The sequence below is a fragment of the Hominenteromicrobium mulieris genome, assembly GCF_046197855.1.
GTDB lineage: Bacteria > Bacillota > Clostridia > Oscillospirales > Acutalibacteraceae > Hominenteromicrobium > Hominenteromicrobium mulieris.
On record NZ_CP173188.1, the window covers coordinates 875720 to 901790 of the forward strand.

The following is a 26071-nucleotide window of genomic DNA, read 5'->3' on the forward strand; positions in this document are numbered from 1 at the left end:
ACCTATGAAAGGGCATCGACCGCCGCGTTTCCAGCGGATTTGAGCAGAACAGATTTTTACACCAGACAGCGAAGCGGATGCGCCGAATGGCGTGTTGGCATCGCTTTTTCATGATCTGAATTATGGGAGGATTTGAATATGAGTGTACGCAACGAAATCAAGGCGCAGATCGTCCGCGCCGGTTTTACCATGCAGGAGGTTGTTGATCTTCTTCATGACGAATATGGTTGGTCCGACAGCGTCTCCAACCTGTCTGCCAAGCTGCAAAGGGAGAGCATCCGCTACAAAGAAGTCATGGAGCTTGCTGATGTGCTGGGCTATGACCTTGTATGGAAACGGAGGGAGAGATAAATGAGTAAGCCGCAGTTTGCCATTCTCCGATTTGCCAAGTACAAAGGACCGGAAATTTCCAATATTGAAGCACACAATGAGCGAACCAAAGAGAATTACGCCAGCAATCCAGACATCGACAAGAGCCGCAGCCACTTGAATTTTCACCTGATTACGCCGGAACAAAAATACCGGGCAGAGGCAGAGCGACAGATCAAGGACGCTGGCTGCCGTACACGCTCGGACAGCGTGCGCGTGGTGGAAGCGCTGGTGACGGCCAGCCCGGAGTTCTTCAAGGGTAAGAAAAAGGGCGAGGTCAAAGCCTATTTTCAGGAGGCGCTGGACTTTATTCAGCAGCACCAAGACCCGAAAACCATCATATCCGCCGTGGTGCATATGGACGAGAAAACGCCCCATATGCACCTTTCTTTTGTCCCGCTGACGGAGGACGGGCGGCTCTGCGCCAAGGAGATTGTCGGCAACAAGAAGAAGCTGACGCAGTGGCAGGACAGGTTTTGGGAGCATATGGTCAAAAAATACCCCGATTTGGAGCGGGGCGAGAGTGCCAGCAAGACCGGGCGCGACCATATTCCGCCGAGGGTGTTCAAGGAAATGACCCGCCTGACCAAGCAGAAGGCCAAGCTGGAAGAATTGCTTTCAGGCGTCAATGCGTTCAATGCCAAGGGAAAAGCAGCAGAAATCGGCGCTTTTTTGGACAAGTATATCCCGGCTGTGGAGCAGATGCACACGACGCTGAAAAAGTACAATACGGCGTTTATCGCCACGACCGCCGAGAACAAAAAACTGAAAAAGAAAACGGAGCAGTTGGCGCGGTCGCTGGACAAGGCCACGCAGGAAAGTACCTTGAAAAAGCTGGCCGACGCCAAACTGCACCGGGATTATGAGGATGCTGTCGCCGTGCTGGATCGTATTCCGCAGGAAGTGCTGGCGGCATATACGCACAGAACGGAGAAAGAGAGGGAGACTGCCTATGGTAGATGAATGGAGCGGCTTCGCTGCTTTGCTGGCAAATTTGATTGAAAAGTATGCCGTGGTTCTGGATCTTGACGCGCTGCCCGATCTCGTCATAGAGGAATCCATGCCCGAAAAAGTCGAGGCAGATGATATGATTCACGAAAATAATATTGAATCAGCGAAAGCGGCATGATATAATTATCATGAAATAAGTGTCCAAACCGCCATTGCAGGAGCTTTTGCTCCTGCAATGGCAGAAAACGAGGTGAAGTGACCATGGAACGCTGGGAGAATGAGCAGAACAATTCTGAAATGATGATTTATACCACAGAGGATGGCTTGACAAAGATCGAAACGACCTTCGATGGAGATACCGTTTGGCTGTCCATTGACCAGATGGCGGAGCTGTTTCAGCGAGACAAATCTACCATTTCCAGACATATCAAGAACATTTTCACTGAGGGCGAATTGAAGCGAGAAGCAGTTGTTGCAAATTTTGCAACAACTGCCGCTGACTGCAAAACCTATCAGGTGGATTACTATAACCTCGATGTCATCATTTCCGTTGGCTATCGTGTGAAATCCCAGCGCGGTGTGCAGTTCCGCATCTGGGCAACGGGAATTTTGAAGGAGTATATGCGAAAGGGTTTTGCCCTGGATGACGAGCGCCTGAAAAATCTGGGCGGCGGCGGATACTTCAAGGAACTGTTGGAGCGCATCCGCGACATCCGCGCTTCCGAGAAGGTGTTTTATCGACAGGTGCTTGAAATCTACGCCACCAGTATTGACTATGACCCCAAGGCGGAAATCTCTATTCAGTTTTTCAAGAAAGTCCAGAACAAAATCCACTATGCCATTCACGGGCAGACAGCGGCGGAGGTCATTTACACACGTGCCGACGCGGAGAAGGAATTTATGGGCTTGACCACCTTTGCGGGCAATCAGCCCACGCTGAAAGAGGTGGTAGTTGCCAAGAACTATCTGAACGAGAAAGAGCTTCGTGCTATGGGGCAGCTTGTGTCCGGATATCTGGATTTTGCGGAACGACAGGCAGAACGGGAACAGGCCATGACCATGCAGGATTGGTCGGAACATCTGGATCGGATTCTGACCATGAGCGGAGAACAGTTACTGGTTGGCAATGGAAGCGTCAGCCACAAGCAGGCCATCGACAAGGCGACCGGCGAGTACAGAAAATACAAAGCCCGCACCCTCAGCGAAGTGGAGCAGGATTATCTGGATTCCATCAAGCTGTTGGAGCAGAAAACGGATAACAAGCAAGGCTGACTGAGGATATGCCCATGAAAAAAGAAAAGATAAAAGTTTATATCTACACGCGGGTGTCCACCGCTATGCAGATTGACGGATATTCTCTGGATGCCCAGAAGTCCCGAATGAAAGCCTTTGCTGACTTCAACGATTATGAAATCGTGGGCGAATACGAGGACGCCGGAAAATCCGGTAAGTCCATAGAGGGCAGAATCCAGTTCAATCAGATGATGGAGGACATCAAGTCCGGCAAGGACGGCGTATCCTATGTGCTGGTGTTCAAGCTGTCCCGCTTCGGCAGAAATGCGGCGGATGTGCTGTCCACCTTGCAGGTGATGCAGGATTTCGGTGTCAATCTGATTTGTGTCGAGGATGGTATTGATTCCTCCAAGGATGCCGGAAAGCTGATGATCTCCGTTTTGTCGGCGGTTGCGGAAATTGAGCGTGAAAACATCCGTGTGCAGACGATGGAGGGCAGAATCCAGAAAGCCCGTGAGGGGAAATGGAACGGCGGCTTTGCGCCTTATGGCTACAAGCTGGAAAAGGGGCAGCTTTTCATCAACGAGGAAGAGGCAGAAGCAATTCGTGTAATTTTTGACCAGTATGTGCATACGGATACCGGTGCAAACGGTCTTGCAAAATACCTTGCAACCCATGGGATTCACAAAATCCAAAGGCAAAACGGGAAAAATCCCCTGTTTGATTCTGCGTTGATCCGCAGGATTCTGAAAAATCCGGTTTACTGCGGGAAAATCGCCTATGGTAGACGCCGGACGGAGAAGGTGCATGGCACACGAAATGATTACCGTCTTGTGGAGCAGGATGACTATTTGCTGGTTGACGGACTGCATGAGGGAATTGTCTCCGAAGAACTATGGCATAAGGCGCAGGTCAAGCTGTTGGCACAAGCGGAAAAATACGAACGCGTCAACAGAGACAAGGATACAAAAATACATCTGTTGTCCGGCATTGTGAAATGCCCAGTTTGCAGCGTAAGAATGTATGGAAACAAAAGCATCAAGCATAAAGCAGATGGTACGAAATACAAGGACTTCTTTTATTACGGCTGCAAGCACCGCACGATGACCCATGGACATAAATGCGACTTCAAGAAGCAGATCAACGAAGAACTGCTGGACAGCGCCGTGGCGGAGGTTATCGTCAAGCTGGTAAGCAATCCGAAGTTCGCCGCCATGATGCAGGAAAAAGTCAGTATGAAGGTGGATACCTCTGCCATTGAGCAGGAAATCAGCAACTATGAAAAGCAGCTTCGTCAGGCTTATTCTACCAAATCCAAGCTAATTGAAGAAATCGACTCTCTTGACCCAGACGACCGTCATTACCGCAGACGGAAATCTGATCTTGATGATCGGCTCTATGGGATGTATGATAAGATTGAAGAATTGGAATCTCTGCTGATTGCAGCCAGAGCCAAGAAACAGGCCATTGAGGCAGAAAAGCTGACCGGCGATAATATCTACAAGGTTCTGATCTACTTCGATCAGCTCTATGGAAAGATGGATGACAGAGAGAAACGGCAGCTGATTGAGGAACTGATCTCTGAAATCCAGATTTACGAGGAACGCCAGCCCAACGGTCAGTGGCTCAAGTCCATCAAGTTCAAGCTCCCAATCATTGCGGAGGATATGAGTTTGAGTTTGGACAACGATGCACATATTGAGACGGTTGTACGCTTAAAACAGAACAAGTAGGTGAAAATTCATGCAGTACAAGGCCGAAAATAAGCTTGATATTTTTGAGTTTCATGATGCGGAGCTTTCGCTCGGTTGCTTCGATAAAAACACACTTGTGTTTAGCGCCACGCATTTGAATATTCACAAGCACACGAAGCAAAACCCGGGAGATTGTGACTTGGAGATCGAGCGGGCGGTACTTCGGTTTGAGCACATGGAAAGCGTAACGTTTGAGAACAGAAGACCGATTGAAAACGGTAATCCGGTCGGAGAACAGATCGTGCTTGAAGGTGCCGATGCGGTGAAGGAAATGCTTTCCGGCTTTGTAAAGGGAATCAGAGTATTTGCCCTCTTTGAGGAAAATCGGCGGATTATCATGGATTGCATTACGGACGGCATAGAAGTAGACTTTACATTTTTCACCATCGCCTTTACGCCGCAGACGACTTCTGTCGAGTGGGACGCGTATATCGGCCCGGCTTGGTATGAAACTTAAATCGTTACGGCTTTTCTGCAAGATAAATTGATAACGCTGCTAAAATGTTGACAACATAATACCAACCTATTATAATAAAATCCGGCTTTATTAGTATTTATGTTTTTCGTTGTGATAGGAGGATAAAATGTTAAAAACCGTCCTGCTCCAGAAAATAAAACCGTACCGTCGGGTAAATAAAAAAGGCTTCACGCTTATGGAAATGCTGATTGTCGTGGCTGTCATCGCGATACTCATTGCGGTCGCGATTCCGGTTTTCAGCGCACAGCTTCATAAGGCAAGGGTCGCAACGGACTGGGCGAACCTGCGGTCGTTTTACGCCGACATACAAACGGATTATATGACAACAGGGGAGCAAAACCCGAAAGTCCCCGTAGATTGGCACACAAACCCAGCTTACGACTGGCATTCGGTGACGTTTTTGAACGGGCAGAAAGTCAAAATGAAAGCAGGCTTCTGCGCGGTGAGTTTTACAAAAGATGTGGGTTATTCGATCGAATACGAGTGTAACGACGGACACCCAGCGTGCCATCTCAGCCTGCCTGCACAATAATATCTTGTTTAGAAGACTTTGTGCATTTTATGTGCAAAGTCTTTTTTATGTTCTCGATTCCCTCGGCATCGGTGCTATGCCGGATGCCGAGGCGTTTGGCGATGTCGGCGTTGATACATTCGGCCATATCGCCGATACCGTGAAAGCGATGGAGACCCCGAACCTCAAAAAGCTTGGCATGCTGAACCTCCACCCAACAAAAGATATGCTGCTTGCAGCTTTCGGAGCTGCTATAAAAGATGTCTTTTTCGTAGTATCCGTCAAGCAAAAAAGAGAGTTCTGCTGGCGGTTTTTTACTTTTTCCTCTACACTGGAGGAAAAGGGGGAGATGCTTTTGGAACGACCGGTATTCAGCTTTTTTTCAAAACTTATTATGCCGCTGTTTTACGATAAAAAGTTTTTGCGTGGCCGCTGGTTTGAGGAATCCAGTCTCGGCTGGACATGGTGCTGGCGAAACTTGTGGATGCAGAAGGTAAAGGGCATCAATCGCGATATTCCGTTCCCGGTTTTTTTCCGCAATGAAGTAAGCAGCGCGGAAAATCTGGTTTTCGACCCGGATGATATGAACGATTTTAACGCGTTCGGCTGCTATTTTCAGAATTTCGCCGCCAAAATCGTCATTGGCAAAGGCAGTTATATCGCGCCGAATGTCGGTCTCGTCACGGCGAACCATGTGCTGACCGATTTGGAGCAGCATCAGCCCGGCAAAGACATCGTGCTCGGCAAAAACTGCTGGATCGGTATGAATTCCACCGTTTTGCCCGGCGTGGTGTTGGGCGACCACACCGTTGTGGGTGCGGGTTCGGTTGTGACGAAAAGCGTATCCGTCAGGCCATGGAAATGCTCACGCAGACAAACGACCGTGTGCTGAACATCTGCTACGCCTGTGGCTTCAATAATATCAATCATTTTAACCGTATTTTCAAATCCATCGTGGGCGTTTCGCCCACCCAGTACCGTTCTGCAAACCGCGAGGAAGCGCAGAACTGATTTGATTTTTGTAAAACTGTTTTGGGTTGACACGGTGAAAAAAAGCGGTATATAATAATAGAAAAATACTGCGAAGCAGAAGGTTTTGTGAACCATCTGCTATCCCGCCAAACTCTGTCTCTCAAAATCAAAACACAGCTTACCCGCATCACGGAAAGCCGGAAAACGCATCCGGCAGAGAACCTCCCCGAAGACGACCTCAAAAAGCTCCGAAAATATCTCATCGCCGAAATTCGAAAGTGAGGGAAAACATGAAAGGCCCAAAAACGCTCTACGTCTCCGATTTAGACGGCACATTATTACGTCATGACCAAACCGTCTCGCCGTTCACGGCGGAAACAATCAATACACTGACGGCGCGCGGCATGCTGTTTTCCTACGCCACGGCGCGCTCGCTCGTCACCGCGAAAACAGTCACTAAGGGGCTCAACACGCACTTTCCGCTTATCATCTATAACGGGGCGTTTGTGCGCGATAACGTCACGGAGGAAATTTTGCTCGCAAATTACTTTGACGCTTCCGTGTACGCGGTTTTAGATGAACTCTTCAAGGCGAATATCTACCCCATCGTGTACGCAAATGTGGACGGCAGAGAACATTTTTCCTTTATCTATGAAAAGTGCACGCCCGGCCTGAAGGACTTTGCCGATACCCGCGTAAACGACCCCCGTACCCGCGAGGTGTATACGACAGAAGAGCTCACGCGCGGCGATCTTTTCTATATCACCTGCATCGGTGATCCGCAAAAACTCGCGCCATTTTACGAAAAATACCGCGAAACCTACCACGTTGTCTACTCCAAAGACATCTACTCCGGCGAGCAGTGGCTCGAAATCATGCCGAAAACCGCATCCAAAGCGAACGCCGTCCGCGAGCTGAAAGAGAAGCTCGGCTGCGAAAAGCTCGTCGTCTTCGGCGACGGCAAAAACGACCTTGATATGTTCCACGCTGCGGACGAAGCTTACGCCGTTCAAAATGCCGACAAAGAACTGAAAGCCGCCGCCACCGCCATCATCGGCAGCAGCAACGAAGACGGCGTAGCCAAATGGCTTTTGGAGCACGCAATTTTTTAAATCCCGGAGGAAAATATGTACATTTATTACCCAAGCTGTAACTTTAGCGCTGCAAGTCCCGCAACGGCAAAAAAAGTCAAAGCGTATTTTGAAAAGCAAATGCCGGTTGCCGGCTGCTGCCGCGTCGACAAAAGAGAGAGTTCCCCTGGGGATATCGCGCTTTACATCTGTCAGGCATGCCGCGAAACGCTCGAAGACAAAGTGAAAACGCAGTCGATGTGGGAATATCTCGATGCCTTAAAAGATTTCAACTTTCCGAACCTAAACGGTCAAAAATTCTATGTGCAGGATTGCTGGCGCGACCGCAATCACCCGGAGATCCACGAAGCCGTGCGCAGCCTTTTAAAGAAAATGCACGCGGAAGCGATAGAGATCGAGCATAACCGTGAAAAATCCATATTCTGCGGCAACCTGCATTACGAAACGGATGATCCGCGTCTCAAAAACTACCCGAATACTCCACTGTACAAGCTGCCCGAAGACCTGCAAACCTCTCTCATGCAGCATTATGCCGCGCAGTTTGACCCCCAAATCCCGGTGCTGTGCTACTGCAACCGCTGTTATGAATGCCTTCGCATGGGCGGTGCAGCCGCCGTTCACCTGCTCGATATCGCTTTTTCTGAAATGTAAAGACAGATTTGTTTCCTTTCAGACAGGAAACGAACCGCAAAATCGCCTATACTGAATACAGCGACAGAGAAAAGGGGAGAGCGTAAATGGAGTGGCTGCCCGGCAACAAGGAGTACGACCTTGCCGGCAAGTACAACATCGAGTGGTATTCCGCAGACGGCGACCCGGACAGCACCGACTACGAGTCCGCTATCTGGATCCCCGTTATCCCGAAAAAGTAAAATCTTATCACGCCATAAGAAAACTGCCCTACCGATGCGCAAAACGGCAGGGCATCTCCTATTTTATGTCGGTTCCCGGGTAAAACCGTGCCAAAATTTCGTCAACCGTCATGCCGCCTTCCGCAAGCGTTATGGCGGCCGCTTGACTCATGCCCACGCCGTGCCCATAGCCGAGCGTCGCAAATGTGAACGCGTCGTTTTCATACGTCACCGTAAAACTCGCGCTGCGTAAACCGAGCGCCTCCCGCACATGCACGCCTGTCATTTCCACCCCGCAGACCGTAAGCTTTTCCACATATCCCGTGTCAAAATATTGAATATCCGAAAACCATTTTCCCGGCGCATCGTCAAATGAAATTTCCGAGAAATCGGCTCGTATCTCGTCTTCCGTAAACGTTGCCGCGCTCTGAAACCCCTGCGCCAAAAGGTCGCTCGGGCACGCCACAGCGGTGAGGTACGGGTAGCTTTTTTCCGGCCACACGTTTTCAAACGGCTGCGTGCACCCGGCAGAAATCGCAAAATAACACGCGTTGATCGGCTCGTTTTCAAAATAAATTTCTTTGTCGAGCACCGATAAGCACAGCGCCCGCACGCGGTTTTGTTCTTCGTCCGTCAGCCCCGCGTCGGTCGTGTAGATGCTCTTTTCCGCGCTGTCACAGGTAAAATCAAAATCTTTCCCCGTGTTTTCCCGCCGCTTGCGGTCATAGAGCGTGTGTATCGCGATGATTTGTGCCTTTAACGCCTCGTCGGGGGCAGAAACAGCCATCTCACACGGCAGCGCCCCGCAGAGAAAATCCAGATCGTTCACTGTGCGGACCGTCTCTGTTGCCGTGTCGTAAATGCGAAAAACAGATTCGCTTTTTGCCGTGCCGTTCTCCGCAAACAGCAGCGGCGTTACCGCGCAAAACAGATACAGCGCACCCAAAAACGCGAAAAACCTGCGTACCGGCCATTTTGATTTCAGCTTCATTTTACACCTCAAGATGAAAAAACTTATTGTCACTCATGCAATATTTTGTGCTAAATTTATTTTTTGTAGAATAAATCAAGATAAAAATGAAAGATATTGAGTTTCATAATTCAAAAATGCTTGACGAAACCGCAACTCTGCGCTATTATATATCTACTACGCGAAAATGTGCGGAACGCAGTGCGAAGAGCCGCGCAGGAAAGGATGAGCAGTTTTGGAAAGATTGATAAACGAAAGTGCAAGCAGCACAACAGTCAGCGAGCTTTGCGCCGAGTATCGTGCCAATAACCAGATTACAAAGGATGAATACGAGCTTTACCACGTCAAACGCGGCCTGCGCAACCGCGACGGCACCGGTGTCATGGCCGGCCTTACGCACGTCTGTAACGTGCACGGCTACCTCATCAGCGACGGCGTGAAGATTCCGGATAGCGGCCGCCTCACATACCGCAGCATGAATGTTGTGGATATCATCAACGGCTGCCGCGCGGAAGGACGTTTCGGCTTTGAAGAAGTCGTGTGGCTTTTGATCTTCGGCAAGCTGCCCGATGAACGCCAGTATAACCGCATCTGTCAGCTCCTTTACGAAAACCGCGAGCTGCCGGAATACTTCCCCGAGGACGTCATTATGAAAAACCCGTCGCGCGACGTGATGAATAAGCTCGCGCGTGCCGTTTTGACGCTCTATTCCTACGATGACGACCCGGACGATCTCTCACTCGAAAATAACATGCGCCAAAGCATCTCGCTCATTGCGCGTATGCCGGCCATCATGACGTATGCCTATCAGGTCAAGCGCCGCCATTACGATAAACAGACCATGTTTTTCCACCCGTTCGAGCCGCAGCACAAAACGGCGGAGGCGATTTTGAATGCCCTGCGCGAGGATCGCCAATTCACGCACGAAGAAGCCCAGCTGCTCGACCTTTGCATGGTGCTCCACGCAGAGCACGGCGGCGGTAACAACTCCACATTTACCACGCGTGTGCTTTCCTCCGCGCAAACGGATATCTACTCCACCATCGCCGCAGCTATCGGCTCCCTGAAGGGCTTCCGTCACGGCGGCGCGAACCACAAGGTACGCCAGATGATGACGGACATCATGCAGAATGTGCAGCACTGGGACAGCGATGACGAAGTGGAAAACTACCTCGAGCGCATTTTGCGCCGCGAGGTGGGGGACAAGAGCGGCCTCATCTACGGCATCGGTCACGCCATTTACACATTGTCCGATCCGCGTGCCGTCGAGCTCAAAAAACAGGCGCGTTCCCTCGCCGCCAAAACCGGCTACGCCGACCAGTTCGCGCTGTATGAGCGCATCGAGCGCTTAGCTCCGGACGCGTTCCATAAAGTTACGGGGAACGAGAAAGTAGTATGCGCCAACGTCGATTTTTATTCCGGGCTCGTCTATGAGATGCTTGGCATTCCGGAAGATCTCTACACGCCCATGTTCGCCGTTTCGCGTATCTCCGGCTGGTGCGCCCACCGCATTGAGGAGCTCACAACGGGCGGCCGCATCATCCGCCCGGCGTACCGCGCGCTGCCCACCGGTCAGACCTACATCCCGCTCAAGGACCGCCATTACGATGCAAAGTCTGTTTTGTAAATTAAACGGCATAAAAGCCCAAAACGGCTTGCTTTTTGCCGTTATTGCCCGTATAATCAAATTCAGAAAGCAGCAAGGTGTGTGCGACGGCCCTGTCTTCGCCCGCACCTTTCCGTTTGTATAATTCCATTAAATCTCGTTTCTCTACGAAAGGAAGAGGGGGTAAAATCCATGAAAGCACCCATCACATTTGCCATCGCCGGCTTCGGCGACCGCGGCAGCACATACGCTTCCATGCAGAAGCTTTTCCCGGACCGCATGAAGGTCGTCGCCGTGGCGGATATCAACCCGGAAAAGGTACAGAAAGCGAAAGAGCTCTACGGCATCAAGGATGAGCTTTGCTTCACGAGCGCAGAGGAAATGCTCGCGCAGGATAAGCTTGCCGATGTCATGGTCGTTTCCACCATGGATCGCCAGCACGTCAACCACGCCATTCCGGCGCTTGAAAAGGGCTATAATATCCTGATGGAAAAGCCGATCTCCCCGGATCTTCAGGAGTGCAAGCGTATCATCGAGGTTGCAAAGCACTGCCCCGGCAAGATCATCGTATGTCATGTTCTGCGCTATACCACGTTCTATAATACATTAAAGTCCATTCTCGACAGCAAAAAGATCGGCGATGTCGTCTCCGTCTGTGCAAACGAGAACGTCGGCTACTGGCACCAGGCGCACTCCTTTGTGCGCGGCAACTGGCGCAACAGCGACCAGACAAGTCCTATGATCCTCCAGAAGTGCTGCCACGATATGGACATCTACACCTGGCTGCTCGGCAAAAAGTGTAAGGCCATTTCCTCCGTCGGCGATACGCACCTCTTCAAAAAGGAGTGCGCACCGGAGGGCGCAACGCCGTACTGCCTCGGCGGCTGCAAAGCGAAGGAAAACTGCAAGTTCGACGCCGAGAAGATCTACATCACGAACCCCGCAACGGGCATCCGCAACGGCAATACGTGGATGGCGGGTGTTGCCTGCGGCGTGAACCCCACCGAAGAGCGCACCTATGAAGCACTGAAAAACGGTCAGTACGGCCGCTGTGTCTATATGTGCGACAACAACGTCGTCGACCACCAGCAGACGAACCTCCTCTTCGAGGACGGCACAACCATGAGCTTCACCATGTGCGCGTTTACCGAAAAGTGCTACCGTTATTTCAAGGCCATGGGCACGAACGGTGAGATCGAAGCCGATATGCTCTCGAATAAAATCCACGTCCGCGTCTTCGGCGAGCCGGAAGAAATCATCGATGTCAAGCTCCTTGCAAACGACCTCAAGGGTCACGGCGGCGGCGACAGCGGCATCGTGAACGACTTCCTCGATATGCTCATCAACGAGACCGAAGCCACCGAGCGCACCACCACGCTGGAGCACTCCCTCGAAAGCCACTTCATGGCGCTCGCAGCCGAAGAATCCCGCCTCCGCGGCGGCGAGCTCATCAACATGGATGCGTTCAAAAACGGCAAGTAATTTAACAATCTGAACATAAAAAGTCCTGCACGCATTATAAGCTGTGCAGGATTTTTTACTATGTTCAATTTAATATTTCATCACAAATACGTGTCCACAACGGCCTGCGTCTCATCGCGCTTTGCTTCCATTTCCGCCACAAGGTGGAACTGGTTGCGTGCGCGGTCTAAGTTGTGCTGCGGGTACTTCGTCTTAAAGTACACATCGCCGTTCAGGTAGTCCGCAAGGAAGCGGATACCCACCTCAAACGTCATCAGCTTCGCACCGTCCGGCAGCGTGCGGATTTCCGTCTCGGTCAGCGCCTTGCCGGCTTCGCCGAGGAAGCCTTCCGTGTACGCCTTAAAGAGCGGCACGCTGAAGTGCACCTTCGTCAGATCGGTTTCGTCCTCCGCACCGGTGGAAGCGCCCGCGCGGATGGAATCACCGAAGTCAAACGCCGCAAGGCCCGGCATCACCGTGTCAAGATCGATGACGCACACCGCGTCACCCGTCGCGTTATCGATCAAAACGTTGCTCATTTTCGTGTCGTTGTGCGTCACCTTCAGCGGCAGCTTGCCCTCCTCAAGCAGGTTCATCAAAAGCCCGCAGTCCGTTTCGCGTGCCTTTGCAAATTCCAGCTCGGCCGCAACATTCTTTAAGCGCCCTGCCTTGTTCTCGCGCACCGCCTGCATGAGCTGTTCAAAACGCGCCGGGGTGTCGTGAAAGTGCGGGATGACCTCGTGCAGCGTCTCTGCCGGGTAATCAGAGAGCATGTTCTGAAACGCACCGAACGCCGCGCCGGATTTTTTCAGCATCTCCGGAGATTCCGCAAAGTCATACGCCGTTGTGTTCTCCAAATTGATCGTCGAGCGCCAGTAGTTGCCCTCACTGTCGATATAATAATCCTTGCCGTCGTTCGTCTTTAAAACCGTCAGCGTGCCGCGCTTCGGGTCTTTGCCGGCCTTTTCAAGCTTCTCCGCCAAAAATTTCGTCACGTGCACCATGTTGTCCATGATCTCATCCGGGTGTGGGAACACATACCCGTTCACGCGCTGCAAGACAAAGTTGCCCTTTTCCGTGCGCGCCAGAAACGTGTCGTTGATGTGCCCGCCGCCGTACGGTTCAATGGAGCTTACACAGTCGCCGTAAAAATACGCCTTTGCGGCCTCGTTATAAAGAATTCCCTTTTTGTCCGCCATGTTTTATCCCCTTAGAGTAAATTTAAAACCGTCAATTATTGATGATGATGCGCAAGATTTCGGAACCGCCCGCCGCGGAAAGATCCATCGCGCCGCTGTACCGCTCCAAAATGCCGCGTACCACTTCCATGCCGAGCACCTGCGGCTTTTTCGGCTCAAACAGCTTATGTACAAGGTCATTCACGGAGCTCTTCGTCGCCGGTGTGCGCTTTTTCTGCTTTTTCTGCGCCGAGTACACCGCCTCAAACGTGATGCGGTTTTCCACCGGCAGCGCCGTGATGCGCACGCGTGGCTCCTCTGCGCCGGAGTGCTCCGCGCAGTCGATGGCGTGCGTCAGCATGTCGTTCAGAATCGCGCAGAATTCAATGGTTTTCAGCCGCACCGCGCCAAGCTCCACATTGCTTTCCAAAACGATGCCGCAGTGTGCCGCGTAGGCCGCCTTGCCTGCCAGTACTGCATTCACATACGGGTTTTCGCTATATCGCTGTAAATACGGATCGTGCAGGACTGTTTCCTTTTTGATGATATTCAGTACGCCTTCGCAGCTGCCGTCCTGCGCCTCAGCCGCGATCTCATGCAAAACAAAATCATGGTGCTCCTGCGCGTTCTTTGCGTTTGTCACGTTGCCCACCATCGCGCGGAAATAATCCGCCTCCGCGCCGAGCAGCTGCTCGCGATGCTCCGCCGTGCAGGCGTTCTCCTGGTACTTTGCCGCGTTAAACGCCGCACGCACCGTAAACGCCAAAACAAGGTACAGCGCCGCTGTCAGAATAAGGCGCTGCGTTACGCTGTTCAGCCCGAAAAACGCCGGCAAAATTCCGTTTGCACAGAATAAACATATTGTCAGGGAGACACACAGACCCACAGACAGCACCGAAACGCCGCGCTGTGCAAAATAGCGAAACGGGTGTGCCAGCGTCATAAAAGAGAGGAATGTCAGCACAATGTACAGTAAGCCGCCGATGACCGCCGACCATATGCCGTCGCCCGCAAACGGCAGCGCTTTCAAAAGCGTGGTCGTCACGGGAAGCAAAAATGCGTAGTTGCAGATCATCAAAAGAGAAAGGCTCAGCTTCTGCGCCAAATTGTTCGTGTAGAGGAATACCGCCGCAACCAGCAATAAGAGCACATTCATGCCGTTGCCGAACTGCCCCGTCGCGTCGTTAAAGGCAGGGGAGAGCAGCAGATTCAGCAAAATAGAAAGCACAAACACGCCGCCCGAAACAATGGCCTCCGCCAGCAGCCGAAAGCGGCTGTTTAAAACCGTCAATAATAAAAGTGCATTGCACAGAAAAACGACCGGTAAAAGCATTTTAAAACGCCTCACTTTTCCAAGTTTGTGTGCACGAACCCCTAAATCGCACACAATTTTTTTCAGTATACCATATTTGGTCGCTTCTTTCAACAAATTCCACAAAGAAATGTTCCGCAGCACGAATTTTTCGACACTACGAAACACATTTGTGCCTTATACAATTCTATATCTCTTAAAAATCAGCCCATGCGGCGGTTCTGCTTGCCGGTGACAGACTCAATCTCAATGCACCACACACCCGTCGATTTCGGCCCCGTCTCCACGCAGCCGGTTTCCTCTTTCGTCAAACTCGGCACAAAACGGTCGCAAAGCAGACGCAGCGCACGGCGTTTTTCATCGAAATCGGTTATTTCTGTCACTTTGCCGCGCACCACAGTGGAGGTATAGAGCGTCGTCAGCCCCTTTTCGTAGATCGTCGGGTTTTCCACAAACAGCAGGCAAACCTGCGGATTTTCGCGCAGAGAGTCGACCTTCAGCCCCTCCGGCGCGCTGTGGAAGAACAGCTTCTTGCCGTCACGCACCACGTTCAGTGCCACCGCATACGGCGTGCCGTCCGTCGCAATAAGGGAAAGTGTGCCGTAAGCGCAGCGGTCAATGACCGCAAGCGCATCCTCGCGGGAAATCGCGCGGTCGGCGCGGCGCATTTTGGTCATGTCTGGTTTTGCCATATCCATCAATTCAAAACAACTCCTTGTCCTTTGTTGGCTTTAGTATAGCATTGCATAGTGCCGAAAACAACCGTTTTCAAAAAACACGCGAATTTTCGACGAGAAATTGCAAAATTTCGCTGTGAAATTGCCAAATTTCGCATAAGCCCTTGTTTTATTCCGGGTTTTACAGTATATTTAATTGGTATGACTTTCGGAAAGGAGCGCAATGGACTGCACGGCAGTCCATATCTGTATATATGGAAAACACAGAAGCAAAAAGAAACATCAAGCTCATCGCGTTCGATCTGGACGGCACCACGCTGCACGGCTTCGCGGAGCTTTCAGAGCGCAACCGCCGCGCCATGGAAAAGGCGAACGACGCAGACATTCTGGTCGTCCCGGCCACAGGACGCGTGCGCAATTTTATTCCGCCGTGCCTCACCGAGCTGCCGTTTATCCGCTACGCCATCACCTCAAACGGCGGCGCCGTGTGGGATATTCTGGAAAACAAAGTGCTCTGCACCGATCTCATTCCCACCGAGACCGCGCTCGAAGTGCAGAAAATTTTTGACGATTACGAGCTTTATGTGGAATACTACGTGCACGGGCGCGGCGTTACAAAGCGCGGCAACCCGGATAAAGCCCGCACCATTTTCGGCTTCCCGGAAGAAAAATATTACTTCCTCACAAAAGATTATACGTTCACGGACAACCTCTCCGCGTATTTAAAAGAAACGCACGCCGAGCCGGAAAAGATCAATATGATGTTCATTCCGGAAAGCGTCCGCCCGGAAATTTTGGCCCGCCTGCAAAAGTTAGGCGGCATCGAGCTTACATTCTCGAACGTCGATAACATCGAGATCAATAAAAAGGGCTGCGATAAAGGCACCGCACTGTATTCGCTCTGCAAGGTCCTCGGCATCGATCCCAAAAACACCATGGCGGCGGGCGATAACGGCAACGACCTCGGTATGCTGAAAGCCGCAGGCTTCGCCGCCGTCGTCGGCAACGGCATAGAGGAAGCGAAAGCGATTGCCGACGCCGTCGTCGCACCGTGTATCGAAGACGGCTTCGCGGAAGCCGTGGAGCGGTTTGCACTGAGATAAAAAGAAAAATATAAAAGCACCATTTGAAAGGAACCAAACTATGCTGAATGTCAACGGGGTCGCCATCAATTTTGATGGTCAGAACCTCTTTTCAAACGTCAATCTCCAGTTTTTGCCGGGCAACTGCTACGGCATTATCGGCGCAAACGGCGCGGGTAAATCCACCTTCCTGCGTATTTTGTCCGGCGATTTAGAGCCCAGTAAGGGCGAGGTCACGTTTGACCCCAAATACAGAATGTCCGTTCTGAAACAGGACCACTTTGCTTACGAAGACCAAACCATTTTTGATACCATTATGCAGGGCAATGCAAGACTGTATGAGATCGCACAGGAAAAAGACGCGCTGTACGCAAAGCCCGATTTTGATGAAGAAGACGGCAACCGCGCCGCCGAGCTTGAAGCCGAGTTCTCCGAGCTCAACGGTTGGGACGCCGAGACCGAAGCCGCAAAGCTCATGCAGGGTCTCGGGCTCGACAGCAACGATATGTATAACACCATGAGCACCCTGAACCAGACCGAAAAGGTTAAAGTGCTCTTGGCCCGCGCGCTGTTCGGCCAGCCGGATATGATTCTCCTTGACGAACCGACGAACGGCCTCGACGCCAAAGCCATCACATGGTTAGAGGATTTTCTCATTGAGTACGAGGGCACCGTCATCGTTGTCTCCCATGACCGCCACTTTTTAAATAACGTCTGCACCCATATTGTCGATGTCGATTACGGCAAGATCAAAATGTACGTCGGCAACTACGACTTCTGGTATGAGTCGAGCCAGCTCATGCAGCGCATGATGCGCGACCAGAACCGCAAGGCGGAGGAAAAAATCAAGGAGCTCCAGAACTTTATCCAGCGCTTCTCCGCAAATAAATCGAAGTCCCGTCAGGCGACGTCCAGAAAGAAGCTGCTCGATAAGATCACCGTCGAAGAAATGCCCGCGTCCTCCCGTCGCTACCCGTATGTCGGCTTTACGATGGATAGAGAGCTCGGCAAAGACGTCCTCACCGTCTCGGGCCTTACAAAGACCGTAGACGGCGTAAAGGTGCTTGATAACGTCACGTTCACCGTCGGCCGCACGGATAAAATCGCGTTCACCGCATCAAACGAGTTCGCCGTGCCGACGCTTTTCAAAATCTTAATGGGCGAGCTGGAGCCGGATGCCGGCACATTCAAGTGGGGCGTTTCGACGAGTCAGTCCTATTTCCCGCAGGATAATTCCGCCTATTTCACCGATACGGAAGATTCCATCATCCGCTGGCTCGAGCAATATTCCAAAGACACCACCGAAACGTATCTGCGCGGTTTCCTCGGCAAAATGCTGTTCTCCGGCGAAGACGTCTATAAGCCCGTGCAGGTGCTTTCCGGCGGCGAAAAGGTGCGCTGCATGCTTTCGCGCATGATGATGTTCGGCAGCAATGTACTCCTGCTCGACCAGCCCACGAACCACCTTGACCTCGAGTCCATCACTGCCGTCAACAACGGCCTCATCGATTTCAAGGGTGTCGTGCTGTTTGCATCGCACGACCACGAGTTCACCCAGACCGTCGCGAACCGCATCATCGAAATTCTGCCCGAGGGCGGCACGTTCGACCGCGTTACCACCTACGACGAGTACCTCGAAATGCGCGGCTAAACCCGTATTGAATACGGCTAACCCGCAAAGGTCGCGGCTGATTCATAATCTGGAAAACGTTGTCCGGCACTAAGCTTTAGTCGCCGGACAAACTTTTATCGAAAATTTCAAAATCCGTGTAACCTGCCGATATAAAACGCCTACTTATAAAGTGAAGGGGAAGGGAGGACAAAAGCATGAAGGAAGACCATGAGATCATCGAGCTCTACTGGGCGCGCAGCGAAAGCGCCGTGCACGAAACGGACGAAAAGTACGGGGCGAAGCTCCACACGCTCTCCGGGCGCATTCTGCCCGAAGCAGAGGATGCCGAGGAGTGCGTCAACGATACGTACCTCGGCGCGTGGAATGCCATGCCGCCGCAGCGCCCGCTCGCGCTCTTTGCGTTTCTGGCGCGCATCTGTCGCAACATCGCGTGCGATAAGTTAGACAAGCTCCGCGCGAAAAAGCGCAGCGCAGAGGTCTCCGCGCTCACGGAGGAGCTTTCGGCGTGCATCGCAGACCCAACAGCAGCAAGGGAAGCGGAAAGCCGCGAGATTGCCGAAGCCTTAAACAGCTTTCTCTCGACGCTCCCCGTCGATGCCCGGCTCTTTTTCATGCGCCGTTACTGGTATATGGATTCCGTAAAAGCCATCGCCGAAAAGTACGGCTGCGGCGAAAGCCGCGTCAAAACGTCTCTCCACCGCACGCGTGAAAAGCTGCGGGATTATCTCCAAAAGGAAGACATCTGGCTTTAAAGAAAGGCGGGAACAGTATGACAGGTATCGATTTGTTCAAGGCCCTCGGCGGTGTAAAGGAAGAATATATCGCGGAAGCGGACGGCAGCCGCAAGCTGCCGCACGTAAGAAAAGTCACCCTGCAATGGTGTGCCGCGCTCGCCGCGTGCGTGTGTCTGCTGCTCGGCTGGGGCTTCATCGCGCAGCACCTCAGCGGCATAGCCGATTACACCGGCGACGAAACGAAAGTCACAGGCGCCGCCGAGACCGCGCAGGCAGACGGCGCAGATCAGGGCACCGCGCCCGCCATCGGCGGCAAGGTCGTGTTGCCTGTGCGCATCACGGCAGAAACACAGCCCGTAAGCGACGTGAAGGTCTTCACGGACGAGGAAAAAATCGGGCAGATCATGCCGCTGCTTCTCTTAAAGAACGCGGCGGAAACGAGCGGCGACCCGAACGCATACGACGGCTCGGCCAACATTTTCACGCTGGAATACGCAAACGGCGAAACGAGCACGATCACGGTTTACGGCAATCTGTTCTATAAAAAGGACGACGGCCCGTGGTGCGATATTCCGTACGAACAGGCCGAAAAGCTCGAAGAGCTCGTCCGCAGCCTTGGGTCCGATGAATAAAACCGTAAAATTTGACAAAACAGGCAAATAAGACTGGATTTTCCCGCGGTTCCCCGCTATAATAGAAATAATGTCTTTCTCCGCATAATCTTGCGGAAGAAGAAAACGAAAACGCTCTGAAAGCGTAAAAAAGGGGAATTTGCAAATGGAAATTGCAATTACAGTCTTGCTGCTCATCGTGGGTCTCGTGCTCATCATCAAGGGCGGCGATTTCTTTGTGGATGCCGCATCGTGGATGGCGGAAGCCTCCGGCATTCCGAAGCTTATTGTCGGCGCAACGGTCGTCAGCTTCGCGACCACTTTGCCGGAGCTGCTCGTCTCCATCTTCGCGGCGCTCGACGCACGTGCAGCAGAGGCACTTTCGCCCGGCAGCGGCATCGGCATGGTGGATATGTCCATCGGCAACGCCATCGGCAGCGTCACGGCGAACCTCGGTCTCATCATGGGCATCGCGCTTGTCGCCATTCCTATGGCGATCCGCCGCAAAGATTACATGCTCAAAATGATCCTCATGCTCGTGGCTGCCGCTGTCGCCGTATGTTTCTCACTGTTTGATAACGGCGTCGGCATGGTTGCCAGCATTTTGCTCATCATTATTTTCGTCATTGCCATGTACGACAACATCCACGAGGCCGTCGTCGCCGTCAAGGGCGGGGCAAAGGGTCAGCAGCTCGATGAGCCCGTCACGAAAAAAGCCGTCATCACCAATGTTGTCAAGTTCCTCATCGGCGCGGTCGGCACGGTCGCCGGTGCACAGCTCCTTGTCGATAACGGCTCCGCGCTCGCTTCCATGTGCGGCGTTTCGGATCGCGTCATCTCCGTCACCATCATCGCCATCGGCACGTCTCTGCCGGAGCTTGTCACCACGCTCACCGCCATTGCGAAAAAGCAGGGCTCGCTCTCCGCAGGCAATATCATCGGCGCAAATATCATCGATCTGACCTTGATTCTGCCCGTATGTGCGCTCATCTACGGCAGCAAGCTCCCCGCGTCGCCCACCGTCGCCATGGTCGATATCCCGGCATGTCTCATCATCGGCATTCTGTCTGTCGTGCCCACGCTCATCACGAAGAAATTCTCGCGCTGGCAGGGCGTTTTAATGCTCGCCGCCTATGCCGTCTATATCGTGCTCAGCGTCATTGTTATGGCATAACTTGTAACTTTTGTAACGAAAGCTCCGTTTTCAAGAAAAACGGGGCTTTTTTATGCACTTTTCAAATCATTTCCTCTTGACTTTTCAGCGCTCTGTATGCTAAAATGTAACAGAAGTGTAACAAATGTTATTGATTTGTAATTTTTGAATGTCAGGTGAGAAGCGCATGCAGGCGGCAGAAATGCAGATAAAAACCGAAAACAGTGTTGAGGCAGCAAGCACCATTCTTCGCACACTGCGTCATGCCGTGCCGGTGCTCTTGGCCTTGCTTATCGCTTTGCTCGCCGCCGCACCCGTTTTGGCGGATGAGACCGATGAAGCGATAACGGATACCGAAACCGTCTCTGCCGAACCGACGGAAGACCTCCGGGACGATTACACCGCCGTCGCCGCGCAGCTGGAAGCCGTCGCGCGCGCAGAGGGCAGAGATATGGCAGATAAAATGCTCAGCACTGCCCTGCACAGCCTCACGGGGACTTCGGTCGATACCGATGACGCCGAAAGCGCTGTTTCCGCCGCGGCTGCGCCCGAGGCCGCAGAGCCGAAGGCTGTCGTCGTCAACGCCTCCGTGCAGGCGGGCGCCAAGTGGTCTGCAAAGGGCATTCTGCCGTTTTTGGCCGTTGTGCTGTTGGCATTTTTAGGTCTTTCTCTTGCCGTGCGCCCCATGCGCCGCCGTCGTGTGCATTCGGCCTGTGCTTATCGCCCCATGCGTGACCGCACTCTGAATGACACTGCGTTTCAAAGCCGCGCACATTCCACTTTATAAATCCGATCATAAGGAAAAACATACTTTTCCTCTCTTTTCGGCGCCGCTCGGTTCTCGGGCGGCGCTCTTTTTTTCGCAAACCCGCATAAATCCCGTTTTGACATTCCTGAAAATCCCATTTTTAAAAATGCACACAAATCCATCGTCAAACTTTATTCATATTTTACGCAAAAGCGGTTGACAAATCCTGACTTTTTCCGTAAACTGAACTTATTGCGTTTGCATCTAAAACCAAATAAAATCGGCTGTTCCGGAAAGGTCGCTAAAACGGGCAACACACAAAGCGTTGTGTTGCTTTTATCCTGTTCGGAAAAGTGTTCCTGCCGCGGCCGGATCGCGGGCGAAAGCCTGCGGCCGTGAAAAATCCTTTGCGGAAGCAGTACGCATCATGCAGCCGGGGTGTGTGATTCACTAAGACCGCGCAACTTTCGGGGGACAAGGGTCCCACCAAACCGCAAAGGGGATGCTTTCCATGTTAAAACCAATCATCACGCTCAAAGACATTGCAGTATCGTTTGACGGCGAGCAGGTCTTAAAGAACTTCAACCTCACCATCGGTGACGGCGAGTTCGTAACACTGCTCGGACCCTCCGGCTGCGGCAAAACCACGGTTTTGCGCACCATCGGCGGTTTCGTCACACCGGATAGCGGCGATGTCTTTTTTGGTGACGAGAAGATCAATAACGTGCCGCCGCATAAGCGCGCCGTCAATACGATTTTCCAAAAATACGCGCTTTTCCCGCACCTGAACGTCTATGAAAACATCGCGTTCGGCATGCGTCTCAAAGGCAAGAAAGAAGACGAAATTCAAAAGACCGTCACCGAAATGCTGCATATGGTCAACTTAAACGGCATGGCGCACCGCGGTGTCGGCCAGCTTTCCGGCGGTCAGCAGCAGCGTGTTGCCATTGCGCGCGCCCTCGCAAACGAGCCGAAGGTGCTCCTCCTCGATGAGCCGCTTTCCGCGCTCGATTTAAAGCTGCGCAAGGATATGCAGAACGAACTCAAAAAAATCCAGCAGGCCATCGGCATCACGTTCATTTTCGTCACGCACGACCAGGAGGAAGCGCTCTCCATGAGTGACACGGTCGTCGTCATGGATAAGGGCGAAATTCAGCAGATCGGCTCGCCGATTGACATCTACAACGAACCGAAAAACGCCTTCGTTGCGGACTTCATCGGCGAAAGCAATATCCTCGACGGCACCATGATCGAAGACTACCTCGTCGAGGTCGCCGGTCAGCGCTTCAAGTCGCTCGACAGCGGCTTCGGCAAAATGGCCCCGGTCGACGTCGTCATCCGCCCGGAGGATATCGATATCGTGCCCACCGGCTCCGCCGCTGCACACATCAACGGCGTCGTCACCAGCGTCACGTTTAAGGGCGTGCACTATGAGATTATCGTCGATGTTGACGGCTTCAAGTGGATGATCCAGACGACTGACAGCGCCAACGTCGGCGATAAGATCGGCCTTGCGCTCACCCCGGACGACATTCACGTCATGGCGAAGTCCGTTTACTCCGGCACTATGGGCGATTACAGCACGTTCAGTGACGAAATGGAGGAAGCGCTCCAGGAGGAGGGCAGCGAACATGAGGACTAAACTCATCTCTGCCCCGTACACGATCTGGATGACGCTGTTCATCATCGTGCCCATGGGTCTTGTGGCATTCTTTGCCTTTACCGATAAAAGCGGCGCTTTTACGTTAGATAACATCGCGCGCGTCGGCCAGTATTCCAACGTCTTCCTGCGTTCCATCTGGCTCGGCGCACTCGCAACGTTTATTTCGCTTCTGCTCGGCTACCCGCTCGCGTATATCATCGCCAAAGCGGCGCCGAACCGCCAGAGCTTCCTCATTTTGCTCATCATGCTGCCCATGTGGATGAACTTCCTGCTGCGCACCTACGCATGGATGTCCCTCCTTGAGGATAACGGCCTCATCAACAATATGCTCGCCGCCATCGGTCTGCCGCGCATCCACATGATTAACACCGCGGGCGCAGTCGTCCTCGGCATGGTGTATAACTACATCCCGTACATGATCCTGCCCATTTACTCTGTGCTCACCAAAATCGACAACAGTGTCATCGAAGCTGCGCAGGATCTCGGTGCAAACAACCGCAATGTCTTCCTTAAAGTTGTCCTGCCCATGAGCATGCCCGGTGTCATTTCCGGCGTTACCATGGTGTTCGTGCCCGCTGTTTCCACATTTATTATCTCTAAAATGCTCGGCGGCGGCGGAAACCTGCTCATCGGCGACCTCATCGATATGCAGTTCCTCGGCTCGGCGTATAACCCGAACCTCGGCTCTGCCATTTCACTTGTCCTCATGGTCATCATCCTCATCTGCATGGGCATTATGAACCAGTTCGACGACGGTGAAAATGTGGGAGGAGGTATGATTCTGTGAAAACGGCTTCCAAAGTCTACACGGCGCTCATCTTCATCTTTCTTTACGCGCCCATCATCGTGCTCATCATCTTCTCGTTCAACGATACGGATACCGCAAGCCGCACCCAGTTTTCCGGCTTTACACTGCGCTGGTATCAGCGCCTGTTTGAGGATCGCTATATTCTGGAGGCGCTGCTCAATACATTGATCATCGCCGTTGTTTCCGCGTTCGCTTCCACTGTACTCGGCACCATGGCGGCGGTCGGCATCAACCGCATGAAGCGTATGCCGAAAAAGGTCATGATGAACATCACCAATTTTCCCATGGTCAACCCGGAAATCGTCACCGGTGTTTCCATGATGCTTCTGTTCGTCGCGGCAGTCAGCCTGTTCGGCGGCAAAAGCCTCGGCATGGCGTCGCTCATTATCGCGCACATCACGTTCTGCCTGCCGTATGTCATCCTGTCCGTTCTGCCGAAGCTGCGCCAGATGAACCCGAACCTCTTCGAGGCCGCGCAGGATCTTGGCTGCCCGCCGGTACGCGCGTTCTTTAAAGTCGTGCTGCCGGAGATCATGCCCGGCATCGTCACCGGCATGATCATGGCGTTCACGCTCTCTATCGATGATTTCGTCATCAGCTACTTCACAAGCGGCACCACGCAGACGCTGCCCATCTACATTTATTCCATGACGAGAAAGCGCATCTCCCCGGAGATCAACGCGCTTTCCACCGTGCTCTTTGTGTGCATCATGCTCTTGCTCATCATCATCAATGTTCGCCAGGGACGTGAAGAGCGCCGTGCCAAAAAGGCAGAAAGGGAGCGTACCTGATGAAAAAGAAATTTTTTGCCGTCTTTTTTGCGCTTCTGGTGCTCTGCACCGCAGTCGTGCCCGTCTTTGCCGATGAAGCCGACGACTGGGATTTTTCCGAAGAATACCCCACCGCAGAGCCCACCGGTGTGACCATCAATGTCTACAACTGGGGCGAGTATATTTCAAACGGCACCGAGGGCTCGCTGGATGTCAATGCCGAGTTCACCCGTCGCACCGGCATCGAGGTCAACTATACCACGTTCGACAGCAACGAGTCGCTGTACTCCAAACTCGCAGGCGGCGGCGCAAGCTACGATGTCATTGTTCCGTCCGATTACATGATCTCAAAGCTCATGAACGAGAACATGCTCGCGGAGCTGGATTTCAGCAATATCCCGAATTTCGAGTACGTCGACGAGCAGTTCCGAAACCCCGATTACGACCCCGAAAACAAATTCTCCGTGCCGTACACATGGGGCACCGTCGGCCTGTTCTATAATACCGATTATGTCACCGAGCCCGTCACCAGCTGGTCTATTTTGTGGGACGAGCAGTACAGCGGCAAGATTTTGATGTTCGATAACCCGCGCGACGCGTTCGCCATCGCACAGGAGCGCCTCGGCTTCTCCCTCAATTCCACCGACGAAAGCGAGTGGGAGCAGGCGGCTATGCTTTTAAAGGAGCAGAAGCCCCTCGTACAGGCGTACGTCATGGATCAGATTTTCGACAAAATGGAAAGCGGAGAAGCGTGGCTTGCACCGTACTATTCCGGCGATGCCGGCACGCTTGTTGAAAACAACGAAAACATCAAGTTCATCGTCCCGGAAGAGGGCACGAACTACTTTGTCGATGCCATGTGCATCCCGGCAACGGCCGAGCACAAAAAAGAAGCCGAACTGTACATCAACTTCATGTGTGACCCCGAAATTTCCGGTGCGAACATGGATTTCGTCGGCTACGCCACCCCGGAGACCGCCGCAAAAGACTATCTTGATCCCGACGCCGTCGCAAATCCCATCTACTACCCGGATCAGGACGTGCTCGACCGCACCGAGGTTTTCGTCAATCTCCCGAGCGAGACGAGCAATCTGCTCGATACGCTCTGGGCAGAGGTCAAAATGGGCGGCCCCGGCCAATCCGCTGTTCTCATCGCCATCATCTTAGTCTTCCTCGCAGTCTACATCGCCATCATCATCTGGAAAAAACAGAAGCGCAAGCGCGAGATGATGTAACGACTGCGTAAATAGAAGTATATTGAAAGCTCTTCGAAAATCACTTTCGGAGAGCTTTTTCTCTGTCTGGGCTTTTTATCAAAAGGCTTCGCCTTTTTAGGAAACCCATGCAACTGGGTTTCCTAGTTTTGGTGTAGGTAAAAGGTGTTTTGTCGGCTGTGGACGACGGCTTAGGGCGCTGCCCTAAGAACCTGCAAGCTTTTGAAAAAGCTTGCGCAAA

The 26071-nt window shown here is 52.5% G+C and carries 31 protein-coding genes; 26 read left to right on the forward strand and 5 right to left on the reverse strand.

The genetic code is table 11. From position 1 onward, the window contains the following. Positions 1-138 precede the first annotated feature (138 nt). The 13 genes from ACI0CA_RS04110 to ACI0CA_RS04170 all read left to right on the forward strand — a co-directional run bounded on the left by ACI0CA_RS04110 (position 139) and on the right by ACI0CA_RS04170 (position 8231). On the forward strand, positions 139-351 hold the full coding sequence (locus ACI0CA_RS04110) for an LLM class flavin-dependent oxidoreductase (RefSeq protein WP_308449085.1): 213 nt from the start codon (positions 139-141) through the stop codon (positions 349-351). After that, positions 352-1332 (forward strand): MobV family relaxase, encoded by a 981-nt coding sequence (mobV, locus tag ACI0CA_RS04115; RefSeq protein ID WP_343284816.1) that lies wholly within the window; start codon positions 352-354, stop codon positions 1330-1332. Then, complete coding sequence (locus ACI0CA_RS04120; RefSeq protein ID WP_308449150.1) at positions 1322-1498, forward strand: hypothetical protein; 177 nt, start codon at positions 1322-1324, stop codon at positions 1496-1498. Before mobV ends, ACI0CA_RS04120 begins: the two co-directional genes overlap by 11 nt. A gap of 83 nt (positions 1499-1581) precedes the next feature. Continuing rightward, positions 1582-2592 (forward strand): virulence RhuM family protein, encoded by a 1011-nt coding sequence (locus ACI0CA_RS04125; RefSeq protein WP_308449086.1) that lies wholly within the window; start codon positions 1582-1584, stop codon positions 2590-2592. A 14-nt stretch (positions 2593-2606) separates the two neighbouring features. Beyond that, complete coding sequence (locus ACI0CA_RS04130) at positions 2607-4286, forward strand: recombinase family protein (RefSeq protein ID WP_343284817.1); 1680 nt, start codon at positions 2607-2609, stop codon at positions 4284-4286. 10 nt (positions 4287-4296) lie between these two features. Next, positions 4297-4764, forward strand: a complete 468-nt coding sequence (locus ACI0CA_RS04135; protein ID WP_308449088.1) for a hypothetical protein — start codon at positions 4297-4299, stop codon at positions 4762-4764. Positions 4765-4891: 127 nt separating this feature from the next. Beyond that, a complete protein-coding gene (locus ACI0CA_RS04140) occupies positions 4892-5317 on the forward strand; it encodes a type IV pilin protein (protein ID WP_308449089.1) in 426 nt (141 codons plus the stop codon). A gap of 31 nt (positions 5318-5348) precedes the next feature. Beyond that, positions 5349-6188 (forward strand): acyltransferase, encoded by an 840-nt coding sequence (locus ACI0CA_RS04145; RefSeq protein ID WP_395506633.1) that lies wholly within the window; start codon positions 5349-5351, stop codon positions 6186-6188. Then, positions 6152-6307: a helix-turn-helix domain-containing protein gene (locus ACI0CA_RS04150; RefSeq protein ID WP_308449091.1), complete on the forward strand. Its 156-nt coding sequence runs from the start codon at positions 6152-6154 to the stop codon at positions 6305-6307. Before ACI0CA_RS04145 ends, ACI0CA_RS04150 begins: the two co-directional genes overlap by 37 nt. An 87-nt stretch (positions 6308-6394) precedes the next feature. Next, a complete protein-coding gene (locus ACI0CA_RS04155; RefSeq protein ID WP_395506632.1) occupies positions 6395-6550 on the forward strand; it encodes a hypothetical protein in 156 nt (51 codons plus the stop codon). Positions 6551-6558: 8 nt separating this feature from the next. Continuing rightward, positions 6559-7380 carry an HAD family hydrolase gene (locus tag ACI0CA_RS04160; RefSeq protein WP_412267125.1) on the forward strand — a complete coding sequence of 274 codons (822 nt, stop codon included), beginning with the start codon at positions 6559-6561 and terminating at the stop codon, positions 7378-7380. 15 nt (positions 7381-7395) lie between these two features. Then, positions 7396-8010, forward strand: a complete 615-nt coding sequence (locus ACI0CA_RS04165; protein ID WP_412267127.1) for a hypothetical protein — start codon at positions 7396-7398, stop codon at positions 8008-8010. 86 nt (positions 8011-8096) lie between these two features. Further along, positions 8097-8231 (forward strand): hypothetical protein, encoded by a 135-nt coding sequence (locus ACI0CA_RS04170; RefSeq protein ID WP_308449095.1) that lies wholly within the window; start codon positions 8097-8099, stop codon positions 8229-8231. 58 nt (positions 8232-8289) lie between these two features. Here the strand turns inward: ACI0CA_RS04170 and ACI0CA_RS04175 are convergent, their stop codons facing one another. Beyond that, entirely contained in the window at positions 8290-9201 is a 912-nt protein-coding gene (locus tag ACI0CA_RS04175; RefSeq protein ID WP_395506629.1) for a SpoIID/LytB domain-containing protein, read from the reverse strand. 86 nt (positions 9202-9287) lie between these two features. Between ACI0CA_RS04175 and ACI0CA_RS04180 the strand changes: the two genes are divergently transcribed. Both ACI0CA_RS04180 and ACI0CA_RS04185 read left to right on the forward strand, forming a co-directional pair. Then, positions 9288-9428 (forward strand): hypothetical protein, encoded by a 141-nt coding sequence (locus tag ACI0CA_RS04180; protein ID WP_446807056.1) that lies wholly within the window; start codon positions 9288-9290, stop codon positions 9426-9428. Then, positions 9425-10807 (forward strand): citrate synthase, encoded by a 1383-nt coding sequence (locus tag ACI0CA_RS04185; protein ID WP_373367776.1) that lies wholly within the window; start codon positions 9425-9427, stop codon positions 10805-10807. The genes ACI0CA_RS04180 and ACI0CA_RS04185 overlap by 4 nt, the downstream gene beginning before the upstream one ends. A gap of 1 nt (position 10808) precedes the next feature. On the opposite strand, the gene ACI0CA_RS04190 is transcribed toward ACI0CA_RS04185, so the two are convergent. Beyond that, positions 10809-10937 carry a hypothetical protein gene (locus tag ACI0CA_RS04190; RefSeq protein ID WP_343284822.1) on the reverse strand — a complete coding sequence of 43 codons (129 nt, stop codon included), beginning with the start codon at positions 10935-10937 and terminating at the stop codon, positions 10809-10811. A 41-nt stretch (positions 10938-10978) separates the two neighbouring features. Here ACI0CA_RS04190 and ACI0CA_RS04195 point away from each other — a divergent pair, with 41 nt between their 5' ends. Continuing rightward, positions 10979-12268, forward strand: a complete 1290-nt coding sequence (locus tag ACI0CA_RS04195) for a Gfo/Idh/MocA family protein (protein ID WP_176820063.1) — start codon at positions 10979-10981, stop codon at positions 12266-12268. 80 nt (positions 12269-12348) lie between these two features. Here the strand turns inward: ACI0CA_RS04195 and ACI0CA_RS04200 are convergent, their stop codons facing one another. From ACI0CA_RS04200 to ACI0CA_RS04210, 3 genes are all read right to left on the reverse strand, one after another. Beyond that, entirely contained in the window at positions 12349-13446 is a 1098-nt protein-coding gene (locus ACI0CA_RS04200) for a phosphotransferase enzyme family protein (protein ID WP_308449098.1), read from the reverse strand. A 31-nt stretch (positions 13447-13477) separates the two neighbouring features. Further along, positions 13478-14758: a hypothetical protein gene (locus ACI0CA_RS04205; RefSeq protein WP_308449099.1), complete on the reverse strand. Its 1281-nt coding sequence runs from the start codon at positions 14756-14758 to the stop codon at positions 13478-13480. Positions 14759-14940: 182 nt separating this feature from the next. After that, entirely contained in the window at positions 14941-15429 is a 489-nt protein-coding gene (locus tag ACI0CA_RS04210) for a pyridoxamine 5'-phosphate oxidase family protein (protein WP_412585473.1), read from the reverse strand. Positions 15430-15668: 239 nt separating this feature from the next. On the opposite strand from ACI0CA_RS04210, the gene ACI0CA_RS04215 reads away from it, so the two are divergent. From ACI0CA_RS04215 to ACI0CA_RS04260, 10 genes are all read left to right on the forward strand, one after another. Beyond that, on the forward strand, positions 15669-16517 hold the full coding sequence (locus ACI0CA_RS04215; RefSeq protein WP_412330948.1) for an HAD family hydrolase: 849 nt from the start codon (positions 15669-15671) through the stop codon (positions 16515-16517). A gap of 40 nt (positions 16518-16557) precedes the next feature. Then, positions 16558-18147, forward strand: coding sequence for an ABC-F family ATP-binding cassette domain-containing protein (locus ACI0CA_RS04220; protein ID WP_308449102.1), 1590 nt, complete (start codon positions 16558-16560; stop codon positions 18145-18147). A 176-nt stretch (positions 18148-18323) separates the two neighbouring features. Continuing rightward, positions 18324-18881 carry an RNA polymerase sigma factor gene (locus ACI0CA_RS04225; RefSeq protein WP_308449103.1) on the forward strand — a complete coding sequence of 186 codons (558 nt, stop codon included), beginning with the start codon at positions 18324-18326 and terminating at the stop codon, positions 18879-18881. A gap of 17 nt (positions 18882-18898) precedes the next feature. Beyond that, complete coding sequence (locus ACI0CA_RS04230) at positions 18899-19495, forward strand: hypothetical protein (RefSeq protein ID WP_343284828.1); 597 nt, start codon at positions 18899-18901, stop codon at positions 19493-19495. A 145-nt stretch (positions 19496-19640) separates the two neighbouring features. After that, positions 19641-20648 carry a calcium/sodium antiporter gene (locus tag ACI0CA_RS04235; protein WP_176820123.1) on the forward strand — a complete coding sequence of 336 codons (1008 nt, stop codon included), beginning with the start codon at positions 19641-19643 and terminating at the stop codon, positions 20646-20648. 148 nt (positions 20649-20796) lie between these two features. Then, positions 20797-21414, forward strand: coding sequence for a hypothetical protein (locus ACI0CA_RS04240; RefSeq protein ID WP_412354497.1), 618 nt, complete (start codon positions 20797-20799; stop codon positions 21412-21414). Positions 21415-21886: 472 nt separating this feature from the next. Continuing rightward, positions 21887-23017 carry an ABC transporter ATP-binding protein gene (locus ACI0CA_RS04245; protein ID WP_176820125.1) on the forward strand — a complete coding sequence of 377 codons (1131 nt, stop codon included), beginning with the start codon at positions 21887-21889 and terminating at the stop codon, positions 23015-23017. Next, positions 23007-23825, forward strand: a complete 819-nt coding sequence (locus ACI0CA_RS04250) for an ABC transporter permease (protein ID WP_417111177.1) — start codon at positions 23007-23009, stop codon at positions 23823-23825. The genes ACI0CA_RS04245 and ACI0CA_RS04250 overlap by 11 nt, the downstream gene beginning before the upstream one ends. After that, positions 23822-24637 (forward strand): ABC transporter permease, encoded by an 816-nt coding sequence (locus tag ACI0CA_RS04255; protein WP_417402391.1) that lies wholly within the window; start codon positions 23822-23824, stop codon positions 24635-24637. Before ACI0CA_RS04250 ends, ACI0CA_RS04255 begins: the two co-directional genes overlap by 4 nt. Further along, on the forward strand, positions 24637-25851 hold the full coding sequence (locus ACI0CA_RS04260; protein WP_419066395.1) for an ABC transporter substrate-binding protein: 1215 nt from the start codon (positions 24637-24639) through the stop codon (positions 25849-25851). The genes ACI0CA_RS04255 and ACI0CA_RS04260 overlap by 1 nt, the downstream gene beginning before the upstream one ends. Positions 25852-26071 lie beyond the last annotated feature (220 nt).